The sequence below is a fragment of the Allochromatium warmingii genome, assembly GCF_900107145.1.
GTDB classification, from domain to species: domain Bacteria; phylum Pseudomonadota; class Gammaproteobacteria; order Chromatiales; family Chromatiaceae; genus Thermochromatium; species Thermochromatium warmingii.
On sequence record NZ_FNOW01000040.1, the window covers coordinates 12,952 to 27,456 of the forward strand.

Annotated in this window: 11 protein-coding genes, 5 tRNA genes and 1 pseudogene; 11 read left to right on the forward strand and 6 right to left on the reverse strand. The window is 57.5% G+C overall.

The window, feature by feature from the left end:
* Positions 1-8: 8 nt before the first annotated feature.
* The 9 genes from BLW10_RS11045 to BLW10_RS11085 all read left to right on the forward strand — a co-directional run bounded on the left by BLW10_RS11045 (position 9) and on the right by BLW10_RS11085 (position 8,779).
* A complete protein-coding gene (locus tag BLW10_RS11045; RefSeq protein ID WP_177169060.1) occupies positions 9-1,841 on the forward strand; it encodes a hypothetical protein in 1,833 nt (610 codons plus the stop codon).
* 53 nt (positions 1,842-1,894) lie between these two features.
* A complete protein-coding gene (locus tag BLW10_RS11050) occupies positions 1,895-3,385 on the forward strand; it encodes a phosphomannomutase (protein WP_091334705.1) in 1,491 nt (496 codons plus the stop codon).
* Between the two features lie 68 nt (positions 3,386-3,453).
* Positions 3,454-6,693: an EAL domain-containing protein gene (locus BLW10_RS11055; protein ID WP_091334706.1), complete on the forward strand. Its 3,240-nt coding sequence runs from the start codon at positions 3,454-3,456 to the stop codon at positions 6,691-6,693.
* Between the two features lie 199 nt (positions 6,694-6,892).
* A tRNA-Pro gene (locus BLW10_RS11060) sits at positions 6,893-6,969 on the forward strand.
* Between the two features lie 58 nt (positions 6,970-7,027).
* Positions 7,028-7,104: transfer RNA gene (locus BLW10_RS11065), tRNA-Arg, on the forward strand.
* Positions 7,105-7,229: 125 nt separating this feature from the next.
* A tRNA-His gene (locus tag BLW10_RS11070) sits at positions 7,230-7,304 on the forward strand.
* 27 nt (positions 7,305-7,331) lie between these two features.
* Positions 7,332-7,407: transfer RNA gene (locus BLW10_RS11075), tRNA-Lys, on the forward strand.
* Between the two features lie 65 nt (positions 7,408-7,472).
* Positions 7,473-8,336 carry a bifunctional methylenetetrahydrofolate dehydrogenase/methenyltetrahydrofolate cyclohydrolase FolD gene (folD, locus tag BLW10_RS11080; protein ID WP_091334708.1) on the forward strand — a complete coding sequence of 288 codons (864 nt, stop codon included), beginning with the start codon at positions 7,473-7,475 and terminating at the stop codon, positions 8,334-8,336.
* 11 nt (positions 8,337-8,347) lie between these two features.
* Positions 8,348-8,779, forward strand: a complete 432-nt coding sequence (locus BLW10_RS11085) for a PGPGW domain-containing protein (RefSeq protein WP_091334722.1) — start codon at positions 8,348-8,350, stop codon at positions 8,777-8,779.
* A gap of 189 nt (positions 8,780-8,968) precedes the next feature.
* Here the strand turns inward: BLW10_RS11085 and BLW10_RS11090 are convergent, their stop codons facing one another.
* Entirely contained in the window at positions 8,969-10,978 is a 2,010-nt protein-coding gene (locus BLW10_RS11090) for a UvrD-helicase domain-containing protein (protein WP_091334710.1), read from the reverse strand.
* A 152-nt stretch (positions 10,979-11,130) separates the two neighbouring features.
* On the opposite strand from BLW10_RS11090, the gene BLW10_RS11095 reads away from it, so the two are divergent.
* Positions 11,131-11,490: a DUF2782 domain-containing protein gene (locus BLW10_RS11095; RefSeq protein ID WP_245709341.1), complete on the forward strand. Its 360-nt coding sequence runs from the start codon at positions 11,131-11,133 to the stop codon at positions 11,488-11,490.
* A gap of 16 nt (positions 11,491-11,506) precedes the next feature.
* On the opposite strand, the gene BLW10_RS11100 is transcribed toward BLW10_RS11095, so the two are convergent.
* Together BLW10_RS11100 and BLW10_RS11105 are read right to left on the reverse strand one after the other, a co-directional pair.
* On the reverse strand, positions 11,507-11,857 hold the full coding sequence (locus tag BLW10_RS11100) for a PilZ domain-containing protein (protein ID WP_091334713.1): 351 nt from the start codon (positions 11,855-11,857) through the stop codon (positions 11,507-11,509).
* A 114-nt stretch (positions 11,858-11,971) separates the two neighbouring features.
* Complete coding sequence (locus BLW10_RS11105) at positions 11,972-12,319, reverse strand: hypothetical protein (protein ID WP_143117056.1); 348 nt, start codon at positions 12,317-12,319, stop codon at positions 11,972-11,974.
* A 252-nt stretch (positions 12,320-12,571) separates the two neighbouring features.
* Here BLW10_RS11105 and BLW10_RS11110 point away from each other — a divergent pair.
* Positions 12,572-12,647: transfer RNA gene (locus BLW10_RS11110), tRNA-Thr, on the forward strand.
* A 192-nt stretch (positions 12,648-12,839) separates the two neighbouring features.
* On the opposite strand, the gene BLW10_RS11115 is transcribed toward BLW10_RS11110, so the two are convergent.
* From BLW10_RS11115 to BLW10_RS11125, 3 genes and pseudogenes are all read right to left on the reverse strand, one after another.
* Positions 12,840-13,742 (reverse strand): PfkB family carbohydrate kinase, encoded by a 903-nt coding sequence (locus BLW10_RS11115; protein WP_091334716.1) that lies wholly within the window; start codon positions 13,740-13,742, stop codon positions 12,840-12,842.
* Positions 13,743-13,791: 49 nt separating this feature from the next.
* A pseudogene (locus BLW10_RS14555) lies at positions 13,792-13,887 on the reverse strand (haloacid dehalogenase); the annotation flags it as partial.
* Positions 13,888-14,046: 159 nt separating this feature from the next.
* Positions 14,047-14,505, reverse strand: a 459-nt coding sequence (locus BLW10_RS11125; RefSeq protein ID WP_143117057.1) for a transposase, incomplete at its 5' end; no start/stop codon positions are given.

Sequence of the window (14,505 nt, forward strand, 5' to 3'; positions counted from 1 at the left end):
TCATCATCATGTCTGCGGATACACACCCGCCGCTGCATCGCTGGCGTTTGACGCGCTTGGGCGGTTTCGATCAGGTTGAACTGACCAATGGCGCGGATCTGCGCCATCTGCCCGAACTCGACCCGACGCTGTGGGCGGTGCTCAGTTGCCCAACGGTTGGGCTGGACTATGACGCGCACACGCTGACGCTGCTCGACGGCGATGGTGATGGGCAGATTCGTCTTGACGATCTGCAAACCGCCGTGCGCTGGACATGTCAGCGGCTCAAAGATCCGAGCGATCTGTTCAAGCATGAGGCCGGATTGCCGCTCGATGCGATCAATGAACAGACCGAAGAAGGCCGCCTGATTATGGCCTCGGCGTGGCGCATTCTCGACAATCTCGGGCGCACTGAATCAACCGTTATCACGGCGGCTGAGACGGCAAACACGGCGCAAATCTTCGCCGGATCGCGGTTCAATGGGGATGGTGTGGTGCAGCCGAGTGCCGCCCGCGATGAGGCGATTGCGCAGGCGATCCGCGACATCATGCGCTGTGTCGGGTCGGTACCGGATCGCAGCGGCGAGGCGGGCATCGATCAGACGCTGTGCGCGGCGTTCTTTGCCGAGGCGACCGAATATCTGGCGTGGTGGGCGCAGGCCGAAGCGGATGCGGCGCAGATTCTGCCACTCGGCGAGGCGACTGAAGCGGCGGCTGAGTGTGTCGAGTCGGTCAAAATCAAGATCGACGATTATTTCACCCGTGCGCAATTAGCGGACTACGATCAACGCGCCGCCGAGTGGCTGAATCCGACTGAAAGCGATTACGCGCCACTCGCGCCGTGCACGCTGTCACTGGAGACAGCAGAATTGGCGGCATTTCCGCTGGCGCGGATCGAACCCGGACGCGCTTTGCCCCTGCGTCAGACGCTCAATCCGCGCTGGGCACGCGAGCTAGAGGCGTTGCGTGAACAGGTAGTGGTGCCGCTGCTCGGCGACCGCGATAACCTGACTGAGGCGCAGTGGTTAGAGCTGAATCGGCGGTTTGAGGCGCACGCGATTTGGCGGGCGCAGCGACGCGGGGCACGGGTGGCGCAGTTGGGCGCAACGCGACTGCGAACCTTGATTGAGGGGCCATTTCAGGCGGCGATCTTGGATTTAATCGAGCAAGATTTAGAACTAGCTGGGGTGTCAGACGCGATTGAAGCCGTAGATCGGCTGGTGCATTACTATCAGCATCTCGAACCGCTGTTGCAGAATTTCGTCACGCTCCGCGATTTTTATACGCCCGAAAAACACGCGATTTTCCAAGCTGGAACACTCTATTTGGCTGGGCGCGTCTGTGAACTCTGCGTGCGTGTCGCCGAGGTGCCGCATCATGCGGCGCTGGCCCAGCACAGTCAGTTATATATAGCCTATTGCACCTGTGTGCGGCAGGGTGCGGACGCGCTGACCATCGCGGCGGCGATTACGTCCGGTGAGACGGAAAGCTTGATGCCTGGGCGCAAGGGTGTGTTCTATGATCGGCAGGAGCGCGATTGGGATGCGACGATTATTCAGATCAGCACCCCAGCGAATCCGCGCCAGCCGCGTTTACTTGCGCCACTGTTGGAAGCCAATGGCTGGGCGATCAATGGGCGGGCGCAGATTAGCGCGGCATTTGGTCAGATGATGACGCGCTCGGCGCAGTTACCGGCGGGCGCGATCCGTTCGCGGCGCGATCCGTTCGCCGATCCGCACCCGCGCCGCCGCTGGCTTTGGATGGGGCTGGTGTTGCTTGCTGGATTAGCGGTTGTTAGCTATCAGCTTTCAGCCGCCAGCGAAACAATACCATCACACGGTCATGAAGCCGGAGCTTCGTGACCAGAAAAATCTCCCAACAGCTTTCAACAGATCCAAACAGCTCAAACACCACCATGCACATCAGCGATTTAATGGCCGACAGCGGCGTCGGCTTTGGCACCAGTGGCGCACGCGGTCTGGTTACGCAGATGACCGATTGGGTCTGTTATGCCTATACACGCGGGTTTTTGAGCGCACTCGCCCAAACTGGCCAGTGGTCACCCGGAACCGCCGTCGGCATCGGCGGCGATCTGCGCCCTAGCTCACCGCGTATCATGGTCGCCTGTGCGCGAGCGATCCGCGATGCCGGCGGCCAGCCGCGTAATCTCGGCTTTATCCCCAGTCCGGCGGTTGCCTATTACGGCTTCCGCGAGGCCATCCCGACGCTGATGATCACCGGCAGCCATATCCCCGATGATCGCAACGGCATCAAGTTCAATCTGCCAAATGGCGAAATCCTCAAGCCCGATGAGGAACGCATTCGCGCTCAAGTCATCGAGCGCCCCGACGGGCTATTCACTGCCGCCGGAGCTTTTCTCAGCGATCAAGCCGCCGCGCTGCCTGCGCCCGAGGCGACCGCGCTGGATCAGTACATTGCTCGCTATCTGGATTTTTTCCCGCCCGCTGCACTTAGCGGTCTGCGCGTCGGGGTTTATGAGCATTCGAGCGTAGCGCGGGATCCCTTCGTTGCCGTACTCACGGGCTTGGGCGCACAGGTCACGCGGCTCGGGCGTTCGGATCGCTTCGTGCCAGTCGATACCGAAGCCGTGCGCTCCGAAGATCACGCGCTGGCCCGCGACTGGGCGGCCAGCGGTCAGTTTGATGCGCTCGTCTCGGCGGACGGCGACGGCGACCGCCCGCTGCTTGCCGATGAGCAGGGCATCTGGTTGCGCGGCGATGTGGCCGGTGTGCTCTGTGCGCGTCAGCTTGGCATTCAGGCACTGGTCACGCCGGTGAGCAGTAATAGCGTGGTCGAACGCTGCGGAGCCTTTGCGCCGGTGGTGCGCACGCGCATCGGCTCGCCCTATGTGATCGCGGGAATGCAACAGGTGCGCGATCAAGGCGCGACCTCGGTGGCCGGCTATGAAGCGAACGGCGGCTTTTTGCTGGCAACGGATTTAGTCAACCGCGCTGGGCGTGTTTTATCGGCATTGCCAACCCGTGATGCGCTGATTGTCGTGGTCGCGTTGTTGCTGGCTGCTGTCGAGCGCCAGCAGCCAGTCTCGGCGTTACTCACGCAGCTCCCGCCGCGTTTTACTCACAGTGACCGACTCAAAGACTTCCCGACTGCCATCAGTCAAGCGCGTCTCGCGGCCTTGAGCAGCGGCGATCTGGCCGCCGATCTGTCGGCAAGTGATGGCGAATTTGCCGCGCTGTTCGGCCCGACTGTCGCCCGCGATCTAACCGATGGCGTGCGCTTGACGTTTAAAAACCGCGAGATTCTGCATCTCCGTCCCTCGGGCAATGCCCCCGAATTACGCGCTTACGCCGAAGCCGACAGCCCGGAACGCGCCGCCGCGATCACGCATCAGGCGCTGGCACATCTGGCACACTGGCGCACCTGAGCGAGCGGACGCGCAAAGCGGCTGGTTGACGCTACACTACATACCATTTTTTGAACGGAGGAGGTGAGATGGGCGATTTCATCGCACACGAGCGCCTGCGAGAAAGCGAAGAACATCATCGCTTATTTTTTGAGCAGTCACGCGATGCAATGATGACGCTTGCGCCACCGTCGTGGCGCTTCACTTCCGGCAATCCAGCGGCCTGTGCGATGTATGGCGCACGCGATCAAGCCGAATTTACCCAGCTTGGCCCCTGGGATGTCTCGCCCGAACGTCAACCTGATGGACAACTGTCCGCCGAAAAATCGCAACAAGCCATCGCCATTGCCTTGCGCGACGGCTCACATAGCTTTGAATGGATGCACCGCAGGCTCGACGGGCATGAGTTTCCGACGATTGTGTTATTGACACGCATGACCATCGCCGGACAGACCCTGCTGCAAGCCATTGTGCGTAATGTCAGCGCCCAGTATGCCGCTGAACACGCTTTGCGGGCGGAACGCGATCTGTTTTCGAGCGGCCCGGTGTGCATCATGGTCTGGGGCGCGGCGGCACACTGGCCGATTCAGCAAGTCTCCAGCAACGTCGAAGCGATCTTGGGCTATTCAGCAGCGGAAATGATGCACCCAGATTTCCGCTTTGGAGAATTGCTGCATCCCGATGATGCTCCGCGCATCAGCGCCGAGGTTGTCGCGCATATCGCCCGCCATGAGGACAGCTTTGAGCAATCCTATCGTCTCAAGCGCAAAGATGGCGTGTATCGCTGGTTTTATGACTTCTCGCGCTTGACGCGCAATAGTGACGGTGAAGTGGAGCTGATTCGCGGTTATTTATTCGATCAATCGCATCTGAAAGAAACCGAATTGGCACTCGAACACGAGCGCCAGCGGCTCGACGATATTCTCACTGGCACCCGCGCCGGAACTTGGGACTGGAATATTCAAACCGGCGCAGTCGTGTTCAACGAACGCTGGGCTGAAATTATCGGCTATCGGCTTGCTGAGTTAGAACCGCTGTCGATTAAAACTTGGTACGCCTTAGCGCATCCCGAAGATCTGGAACTCAGCCATCAATTATTGCAGCGCCATTTCAGCGGTGAGCTGGAATATTACGAATGCGATCTGCGCGTGCGGCATAAAGCCGGGCATTGGGTCTGGGTGCAGGATCGCGGCTGCGTGGCCACGCGCACGCCCGATGGTCAACCGCTGTTGATGCGCGGCACCCATCAGAACATCAATGCACGCAAATTAGCAGAAGAACGGCTCAAGCTTGCCGCCAGCGTCTTTACCCATGCCCGCGAAGGCATCGTGATGATGACGGCTGATGGCACGATCATTGATATCAACGACGCTTTTACACAGATTACTGGCTATAGCCGTGAGGAAGCGTTAGGACGGGATCCGCAACTCTGGCGCTCTGACCATCATCCTGAAGATTTTTACACGACATTATGGCGACGGCTGATCGACCAGGGCTGCTGGTCAGGGGAACTCTGGAACCGGCGCAAAAACGGCGAAGCCTATGCCGCACTCTTAACCATCAGTGCCGTGTATGACGATCAAGGTCAGGTGCTGCACTATGTCGCGCTCTTTACTGACATCACCCAGCTCAAAGAGCATCAACATCGACTCGAACATCTCGCGCACTATGACGCGCTGACCACGCTCCCCAATCGCACCCTACTGGCCCATCAACTGCAACAGGCGATGGTGCAAGCCCACCGCACTGGGCGACAGGTGGCGGTGGTCTATCTCGATTTAGATGGATTCAAAGCGATCAATGATCGACACGGCCATCAGGCCGGCGATCAACTGCTGATTGTGCAGGCACTGCGGATCCGCCAACTGTTGCGGGCAGGCGATACGCTGGCGCGGCTGGGCGGCGATGAATTTGTTGCTGTTCTCGTCGATCTGCCGGATCGGACGACGACCGAAGCCCTGTTAGCGCGGTTGCTACAAGTCGTCAACGATCCGGTGCGGGTGCTGGAGGTTGAATATCAGGTTACCGTCAGCTTAGGTGTGACCTTTTATCCGCAAGTCGAAGAGGTCGATGCCGATCAGCTTTTACGCCAAGCCGATCAAGCGATGTATCAGGCCAAACTGGCCGGCAAAAATCGCTATCACTGTTTTGATACGGAACATGATCGCAGTGCGCGGGGGCGTCATGCCAGTCTGGAACGCATTCGGCATGCGCTGGCTAACAACGAATTTGTGCTCTATTACCAACCCAAAGTTAACATGCGCACCGGCGTGGTCGTCGGTGCCGAGGCGCTAATTCGCTGGCAGCATCCCGAACAGGGACTGTTGCCGCCGAATGTGTTTTTGCCGGTGATTGAAGATCATCCGCTCGGCGTTGAACTGGGCGAATGGGTGATCGACACGGCACTGCGGCAGATTGCTGCTTGGCACGCGAGCGGGCTGAATCTTGCGGTGAGTGTCAATATCGGAGCGCGGCAGTTACAGCAGAGCGATTTTGTCGAGCGCCTGCGGGCCTTGCTGCACGCGCATCCGCATGTCAAACCGTCACGGCTCGGCTTAGAAGTGCTCGAAAGCAGCGCCTTTGAGGATTTATCCTGTATTTCCACTGTCATCGCGGCCTGTCGAGCACTGGGCGTGCATGTCGATCTCGATGATTTCGGCACCGGCTATTCGTCGCTGACCTATCTTAAGCGGCTGCCGGTCAATGCGCTCAAAATCGATCAGAGTTTTGTGCGCGATATGCTCGATGATCCCGAAGATTTAGCCATCGTCGAAAGCGTGCTGGGACTGGCCGCCGCCTTTCGCCGTCAAGCCATCGCCGAGGGCGTGGAAACCTGCGAACACGGTCTACGCTTGCTACAGCTTGGCTGCAAGCTGGCGCAAGGTTACGGCATTGCGCGGCCGATGCCCGCTGCGGCGTTGCCGGAGTGGTCGGCGTCGTGGCAACCGGATCCAAGCTGGATGGCCCAACCGCCCTTGAGCCGCGAGGATTTGCCATTGATTCACGCGATTGTTGAGCATCGCGCTTGGAGTCAAGCGATTGTGCGCACGCTCGACGGCCAGCAGATCGCTGCCATGCCGCTTGATGTGCATCACTGCCGCTTTGGGGAATGGCTTGATAGCGGCGGGCTGGCCTATCACCCGTCACAACACGCAGTCGAGGAAATTACGCACCTACATCACCAGTTACATCATCTCGGTCAAACGCTGCTGGAACTCCACGCCCAGAGCCATACGCCGGTAGCGCGGGCACAGCTTGAGGTGTTTCTCAATCTGGGCGCGACGCTGACTGAGCGCGTGCAGGCGCTGGCGATGTTTCGGGAGAGGTAGGTCAGATAAGCAATTTGACAACTTTCAGCGTTTTTCCGCGTTTTCAGCGGCCACAAACAAGCCACCTCACAACGGCGCGGCACGCATCAGTTATAGTCGCACCCAATGAGCAATCTGCTAGTTGACCGCACCGCGATGAGACGCTAAGATTACCGTTCTTCGGTTCCTGAATGCAGACATTCAGGCGCACATCCGAAGCCGGGGTATAGCGCAGTCTGGTAGCGCGCCTGCTTTGGGAGCAGGATGTCGGGGGTTCGAATCCCTCTACCCCGACCACACGCCTTCTGAAGCGACAGGAAACGCACCGAATGCGTACCGAACTGCACCCGAACAAGCGCTCGTAGCTCAGTTGGATAGAGCAACGGCCTTCTAAGCCGTGGGTCGCAGGTTCGAGTCCTGCCGGGCGCGCCATTTGCGAATCCGGAGCTGCCAGACGGTATCGGATGCGATACAATGACAGGGATTCAGTCAAACCGATTTCCAATGTTAAACAAAGCTTTTCAACTTGTTTAACTGTGTGACTGATTATAGCGATGGTGGCTGAGGCCGAACGGTCAGGCACTGGATTGTGATTCCAGGTGAAGTGGGTTCAACTCCCATCAGCCACCCCAAATTTAGCTTGTATTAATAAAGTTCATGGGCCGTTAGCTCAGTTGGTAGAGCAGTGGACTCTTAATCCATCGGTCTGGGGTTCGAATCCCTAACGGCCCACCAATCCCATACAGCTCAGGCAAGTGACTTGTCTGGGCTGTTTTCGTTTTAGGTGGGGTCAATTCATCATGCGTGCCGCCAAACTCGATGGCAAAGCCATCGCCGCCGAGATTCAACATTCTTTAACCGTGCGTGCTGCTGCGATGCGGGCGGCGCAAGGTCGTGCGCCGGGCTTGGCCGTGATCCTTGTCGGGCAGAATCCCGCCTCACAAGTCTATGTCCGCAATAAGCGCCGCGCCTGCGCTGAGGTCGGTTTTCATTCGGAATTGTATGAGCTGCCGGAAGATACCGCGCAGGCCGAGTTGTTGGCACTCATCGACCGACTTAACGCGGATCCAGCGATTGATGGCATTTTGGTGCAGTTGCCGTTGCCGGCGTCACTCGATGAAGCGGCAGTGACCGAGCGCATTGCGCCGACCAAAGATGTCGATGGCTTTCATCCTTACAATATCGGGCGCTTGGCGCTGCGGATGCCGCTACTGCGTCCCTGTACCCCAAAAGGGGTGATGACGATGCTAGAACGCACCGGACAGGCACTAGAAGGTTTGGATGCGGTCATCATCGGTCAATCCAATATTGTCGGGCGTCCAATGGCGCTGGAACTGCTTGCGGCGCGATGTACGGTGACGATTTGCCACAGCCGCACCCGCGAGCTGGCGGAAAAAGTCCGCCGTGCTGATGTGCTGGTTGCGGCGGTTGGGCGAGCGGCATTCGTGCCGGGTGATTGGATTAAGGAGGGGGCGATTGTGATTGATGTTGGCATTAATCGCACTGCTGATGGCAAGCTGGTCGGTGATGTCGAGTTTGCCGCGTGCGCTGAACGGGCGGCATGGATTACGCCGGTGCCGGGCGGTGTTGGCCCGATGACGATTGCCAGTTTGCTCGATAACACGCTGCAAGCCGCTGAATTGCACGCTGCAACGGCGTTCTGATGGATGCGGCGATGCTGGATGCACTGCTCAGTTGGATCGAGGCGCATCAGGCGCTGATGTTGCTGTTGGCGGGCGCGTCACTGCTGACCGCTGTTGGCTCGCTGCTGGTGCTGCCGGTTGTGGTGGCGGCACTGCCAGAAGATTATTTCGTTGATCCCAAACGTCATGCGAGCCGCTGGCAATCGCTACATCCGCTGTGGTATGTGGCGCTGCGGGTGCTGAAAAATCTCGCCGGTTGGCTGCTGGTGCTGGCTGGAATCGTGATGTTGGTGCTGCCGGGTCAAGGGATGTTGACGATTCTGGTAGGGCTGGTGTTGTGTGAGTTTCCGGGCAAGTTTGCGCTGGAACGGCGCTTGGCGAGTCAGCCGAAAATTCTGTCAGCTTTCAATTGGTTACGGCGTCGCGCTGGTCGGGGGCCGTTGCAGTCGCCGAGGCGTTCTTAATTTTGATGCGTTGGGATAGATTCGACGGTTAAGAAGGTGTTGTCTGGTGGCGTGGATATTGGGTATGATCGGTAGCGGTCGGTTTCTAGCTTGTCTCCCTAATGCGTGCGCTGTGACGAGTCGCGACCCACAATCCACTACAACAAGGATTGAAACAAACAAACAAACAAACAAACACGCTTCTCCCACTCACTCCCCCGCCAACATCTGCTTCAACGCACTCAAATGCGCCCGCCCCCGCGCCTTCCGCGCTTCGGGGCTATCATCGCGGCGCTCGCCCTCCCAATCGAGCTGATCCTCAGGCAATTCGCGCAAAAAGCGACTCGGCTCGCCGACCACCCATTCGCCATAGCGCCGCCGCCGTCGCGCCAGCGTAAAGGTCAGCGTCGCACGAGCGCGAGTGATGCCGACATAGGCCAAGCGGCGTTCTTCCTCAATACTGTCCTCTTCGATGCTGGTGCGATGCGGCAGCAACTCTTCTTCCATGCCGACGAGAAACACATGCGGAAACTCCAGCCCTTTGGCCGCGTGCAGCGTCATCAGATGCACGCGATCCCCGCCGGCGTTTTCGTCCTGACGGTCGAGCACATCCATCAGCGCCAGATGATCGACCAGTTCAGCCAGCGAGGTTTTCGGCGACTCGCCCTGCCGCAATCGCCCAAGCCAATCGAGCAACTCTTCAACATTCTGATAGCGCCGCTCGGCGACCGCCTGACTCGATGCCTGTTCACGCAACCAACCTTTGTAGCCAATCGTTTGCAACAGCGCCCGCGCCGTGCCGACTGGATCGGTGCGCCCGCGTGTGCGATGTTCGGTAATAAGTTGGACAAAAGCCGCGAGCCGCTCGCGCTGTCGTGGATTGAGTTGCGCGGCCAATCCTGAATCAGAACAGCCGGCAAGTAAATTCAAGCCCTGCTCACGGCTGTAATTGGCTAATTGTTCCAGCGTGCTGGAGCCGATTTCGCGGCGCGGCGTATTCACAATGCGCAAAAAAGCGGTGTCATCGCTCGGATTAGCTAATAGCCGCAAATAGGCCATCGCGTCCTTGATTTCAGCGCGGGCAAAAAATGATGTGCCGCCGCTTAAATAATAAGGAACACTGTGTTCGCGCAATGCTTGCTCAAATACCCGCGCCTGATGATTGCCGCGAAATAAAATCGCGATTTCACCAAAGGCGCGATGTTCGGCAAACTTCAAATGCAAAATTTCTGACACCACGCGCTCGGCTTCATCACGCTCATCGCGACACGGAATCACCCGCGCTTTTGCGCCCAAGCCATGTTCGCTCCATAGCCGTTTTTCAAATACATGCGGATTTTGCGCAATTAACGCATTCGCCAAGCCGAGAATCCGCGCACTTGACCGATAATTCTGTTCTAGCATAATCACAGTCAGTGCCGGATAATCAGTCTGCAAGCGCATTAAATTCTCCGGTCGTGCGCCGCGCCACGCATAAATCGACTGGTCATCATCACCGACAACAGTAAATGCGCCGCGTGCGCCGGTTAAGTAGCGCACTAATTCATATTGGGCGCTGTTTGTATCCTGATATTCGTCTACTAATAAATAACGAATCCGACTGCGCCAGTGATCGAGAATCGCCGCATGATTCTGAAAAATCCGAGTTGGCAGAACAATGAGATCATCAAAATCGACCGCATTATAAATCCGCAAGCGGCGCTCATAATCGGCATACACCGCCGCTAAACGTCGCTCAAAGGCATCCTCGGCGCATTGCGCGGCGCGGTCAGGGTCGATGAGATCATTTTTCCAGCGAGAAATGCGCTGCTGCACCGCCCCGGAGCTGAGGGCATCCGCTTCAGCCAACCCGCGCAGCCCTTCCTTAAGCAAGGTTTCTGCATCCTGAGCATCGAGCAGCGCAAAGCTGGAATGCAGCCCAGCGGCCTCGGGATGACGGCGCAGAATATCTAGCCCGAGCCGATGAAAGGTCGAGATCGTCAGGCCGCGTGTCGGCGTGCCTTTGAGCTGCTGACTGACGCGCTCGCGCATTTCGCGGGCGGCTTTATTGGTAAAAGTCACAGCGCGGATATGACGCGGCGCAAGCCCAACCTGTTCGATGAGATGAGCGATTTTTTGCGTGATGACGCGGGTTTTGCCGGAACCGGCACCGGCGAGCACCAGCAGCGGGCCAGCGGTGTAGCGCACGGCTTGAAGTTGTCGCGGATTGAGTTCGGCCATACTGGGCGGCGGGGACGGCGAGCGGGAAAAGTGCGCATTATGCCGGATCGTACTACCATGCCGACCATCTTTCCCCGATCTAATCCGAAGATGGTGACGCCGTGCGCACGCGAGGACTTGCAAGACTGATCTTAACCGCCTGTCTGTATAGTTTGTCTGGTGTATCCGGCGTGACGCTGGCGCAAACGCAGACGCAGACGCAGACGCAAGAAGCTGCTCAACCCGAAGCGGACGCCTCCGCCGGCGCGGGCGGTTTTCTGCAAGCGCCCGAGGTGGTGCCCTCGCCGGTCACGGGTGAAGCAGTTGAGCCAGAGATTACGATTCGTGAATCGGGACGCGAGACCATCTACGAATATCGCGTGCGCGGCGTGCTTTACATGGTGCGGGTGCAGCCGCAAGTCGGGCCGCCCTACTATTTTTATGACATCAATGGGGATGGTGTGCTCGACGCGCAGGAACGCTCAACCCGCAACACCTCAGTGCCGCAGTGGGTATTGTTTGAGTGGAATTAACTGATGCGGTGCAAACTCAGGCGGCGCTGAGTCCGGCAGCGGCACTGGGATCAAATCCCAGCGGGAGCGGTATCAATTCATCGGCATTGGCGTGTAATAATTCCGGCTGCGTCTCGCGGAACATCACGCCAATACCGCTGCTGTCCTGATGCACGACAATGGCGGGAATGCGCCAATCGCGCTCCAATTCGCGCACTTCCAATACCACTAGTGTTCCGGTCGGCAGAGTCAAATTACTGACTTCTAAATACATGCCTTGATCCGACACATTACGCCCGCGGGCGCGACGAAAATGGCGGTTACGGTATTGAATCTGCACCGCGAGGTCGCGGGCGTGGCGGCGAGTATAGCGATGCTCGATGCTCATGGTTCACTCGTCAAACGGTCGGCTGTGATCGGTCGCGCCCAGAGGCGGCGCGGGTGGCGGCGATTGTAGTGAGTATCCGTGACGAGTGCGTGAACGCCGCTCAGACCGCTCAGATCAGACCGCGCACTCCATCCCTGACCAGCCGAATGAACGATTCGGCCAGCGTGCTATCGGCTGACCGCTAAAACGGTTGCAATCATAGGTTGCGTGTTCGCACGCAACGCGCTCCTGGTGTCGCCAAGTTTGCAAATATTGCCAAATCGTCGCCGCGAAAAATTCCGCATCTTCACGCAAAAAATCGAAACGAAATAAGCGCATGTAATGATCCAAAATTGTTTCAGCATGTTTTGTCGCAAATTCTTGCTCCGATAACACACTATCAAGTAGTAAGCGTTCTTTGGTCTGTGGTGTGGTTGCCAAGTCTTCGAAAAACCCCTGGCCAATCCGAATCAATTCGCTCATATCCATTGTGCTCCTATAGAAATTTAATGCTTCACGCCGCAATAATTTATAGAACAGGCGCATGACGAATGTGTGACGATGGGCGCAATTCGACAATTAGCGCGTTGTTATTGCAGTTAAAGCAAAAAATAGGCCAATATCGAGGCGCAAAAGAGGAGTTTAGGACAAACAGCGCAGCACGCATCGATGACGGCTGCAACAGTTGAGAACAACCGCCATATTGCGCTATCATAACTTTACCGCTTACACATGGCTGGCGTAGCTCAGTTGGTAGAGCAGCTGATTTGTAATCAGCAGGTCGGGGGTTCGAATCCGTCCGCCAGCTCCAAACAAAACAAAAGGTTAGCCGACAACGCTAACCTTTTTTCTTTGCTAAAACAGTCTCAGGGTAACTTTTGGTAGTGCCCCAATCCAAAGGATGTGTTCAATTTAGCCATTGGCTCAACTGAATCCTACGAATCAAGGCACTACCCAACAAGAACTGACGACACACGCTAGTTATCATCGCCTGCCGCTTCCACTACGACGGCTGAGAATCTGAAAACCACGGCAGGTCATAAAGCGCACGATCCAGACTGGTCGCGCCGCGTTGCCCGACAATCCGCGCTGCAAAAGCCTGAGCGCGTTCCAGCATCATCGTCACTGACCAGCCGCGCATCAGCCCCAACACCACCACTGCCGCGAACGCATCCCCCGCGCCCACCGTATCGACCACTTCCAGTGCTGCTGTCGGCATCACAGTGACCGGTGCGGCATTCGGCATTACAGCGAATGCGCCCGCAGCACCCAGCGTCACAATCAGCCCAGACAACGCATGGCGCTCTAAAAACTGTTGTGCCAGCGCGATGGTTGCATCCGCCTGTTCGGTTGTTGCGGCATCGGACAACTGCATCAGCTCATCACGATTGAGTTTGACCCAATCGGCATCCGTCACCAGCTCACGGGTTTGGTCGAGCGACCACCAGGGATCACGCAAATTCACATCCAAAAATATGACATCCGGCCCGCTGCCTTTGAGCGCATCAAGCGTCGCCGCTGACACCGGCCCGCGTCGCGCTAGTGTGCCGTGATAAAGCACACCACCTGAGATCATGTCCTCGGGCACACGCACATAGTCATAGGCGCAGTCGGGCACGATGTCATAACGCGGCTCACCAGCGTGCAAACTCACCTGCACCGCGCCGGTCGGATGTGCCGGATCAGTTTGCAAATCGGCGGTTGCTAACCCCCAAGCTGTCATCGTAGCGCGAATCTGCGCACCAGCCGCATCCGCGCCCACTGCACTAATAAAGCGCGGCGCGGCACCAAAAGCCGCCAAATGCCACGCAACATTAAAGGGCGCACCGCCGAGCACCTGACGCCCATCGGGGAAGTGATCGAACAGCACCTCACCAAAAACCTGCACACGCGATAGCCTTCCCATACAAAAAACCCTTTGTGTTCTTTGCGCACTTTGCGGTTCAATTTACAGTTCAAAGCAGATCAGGCCGAAAATGCGCCACACCCTCCAGAATCCCCGCCGCATAATTGCCATTGAGTCCGCGCCAGCCGCCCTGCGCACAATAAAGCTAGATCGCACAACCCCAGCACCGCCGACTGCACCTGCGCCATCTCGCGCACTTCCCACCGCATAATCCGCAATCGCCGCCGCAATCAGCATCTGATGGCGTCCGGTCACATACGCCAGCGTCTAAGAGGCTGTCTAGAAACTGGCAAATCAGTTTTTTCTAGCCAGCGGCTAATTTATAGCGAACTTGATTATTGCAAATTTGGCGAAGCAACAATCGACTAGACGCTAAGTAAACTTGAGACTCACTAGAGGTTGGCTTACGCTCATAATCTTTACTCAATCGGCGCGAGCGTCCAAGCCAAGCGAATGTTCTTTCAACGACCCAGCGACGTGGCAAGACATGAAAACCTTTGCGACCAGTTTGTTTCCGAACAAGAGTGAGCGTACAGGCAAACTGCTTAAATACCCATTCAATCAGTTCTGCTCCGGCGTAGGCGCCATCCGTCCAAATAATTTTGACGGATTGAAGGAGTAAAAATAAGCGTGCGATGACTTCGCGTGCGGCGGTACCATCAAAGATATTGGCGGCATGCACGCACACGACAAGCACGCAACCCATTGTATCTACAACGATATGCCGCTTGCGGCCTTTGACTAACTTACCGCCGTCGAACCC

Coding starts and splice junctions, on each gene's coding strand:
- BLW10_RS11045 (WP_177169060.1), top strand. CDS start 9: ATGTCTGCGGATACACACCCGCCGCTGCATCGCTGGCGTTTGACGCGC.
- BLW10_RS11105 (WP_143117056.1), bottom strand. CDS start 12,319: ATGAGCGAATTGATTCGGATTGGCCAGGGGTTTTTCGAAGACTTGGCA.
- BLW10_RS11090 (WP_091334710.1), bottom strand. CDS start 10,978: ATGGCCGAACTCAATCCGCGACAACTTCAAGCCGTGCGCTACACCGCT.
- BLW10_RS11050 (WP_091334705.1), top strand. CDS start 1,895: ATGCACATCAGCGATTTAATGGCCGACAGCGGCGTCGGCTTTGGCACC.
- BLW10_RS11100 (WP_091334713.1), bottom strand. CDS start 11,857: ATGAGCATCGAGCATCGCTATACTCGCCGCCACGCCCGCGACCTCGCG.
- BLW10_RS11055 (WP_091334706.1), top strand. CDS start 3,454: ATGGGCGATTTCATCGCACACGAGCGCCTGCGAGAAAGCGAAGAACAT.
- folD (WP_091334708.1), top strand. CDS start 7,473: ATGCGTGCCGCCAAACTCGATGGCAAAGCCATCGCCGCCGAGATTCAA.
- BLW10_RS11115 (WP_091334716.1), bottom strand. CDS start 13,742: ATGGGAAGGCTATCGCGTGTGCAGGTTTTTGGTGAGGTGCTGTTCGAT.
- BLW10_RS11085 (WP_091334722.1), top strand. CDS start 8,348: ATGCTGGATGCACTGCTCAGTTGGATCGAGGCGCATCAGGCGCTGATG.